This is a genomic window from Mesorhizobium sp. M2E.F.Ca.ET.209.01.1.1, from assembly GCF_004010375.2.
In the GTDB taxonomy this organism is placed as follows: Bacteria; Pseudomonadota; Alphaproteobacteria; order Rhizobiales; family Rhizobiaceae; genus Mesorhizobium.
On record NZ_SADP02000360.1, the window covers coordinates 1 to 383 of the forward strand.

Annotated in this window: 1 protein-coding gene; it reads left to right on the plus strand. The window is 60.8% G+C overall.

Features of this window, described 5'->3' with window-relative positions; genetic code table 11:
- Positions 1-44: 44 nt before the first annotated feature.
- Positions 45-383: NAD(P)H-binding protein (locus EN852_RS35985; protein WP_135879701.1), on the plus strand; the 339-nt coding region annotated here is incomplete at its 3' end.

Sequence of the window (383 nt, forward strand, 5' to 3'; positions counted from 1 at the left end):
CTGTACTCACGCCTCTCCATCAAACCTGGAAGAGAGGCTATGCCATGAGTTTCTATGTTGTTGTCGGAGCCGGCCCGGTCGGTCGCGAAACCGCTCGCCTTCTTGGCGAGGAAGGACATGACGTCGTTCTCACCAGCCGAAGCGTCGGTTCGAACGGATTGCGGAATGTGCGGGCCGTACAAGCCGACGCCACCGATGCCTCGGACCTCGCGCGTGTCTGCCAAGGCGCCGATGCCATCTTCATGTGTGCCATGGCCACCTATCACAGGTGGCCGACCGACTTCTTCCCCATCATCGACGGTACCGTGCGCGCGGCCGAAACGGTGCGCGCCAAGCTCATCGTACTGGGAAACCTGTATGGCTATGGGGAAAATGCCGACAGC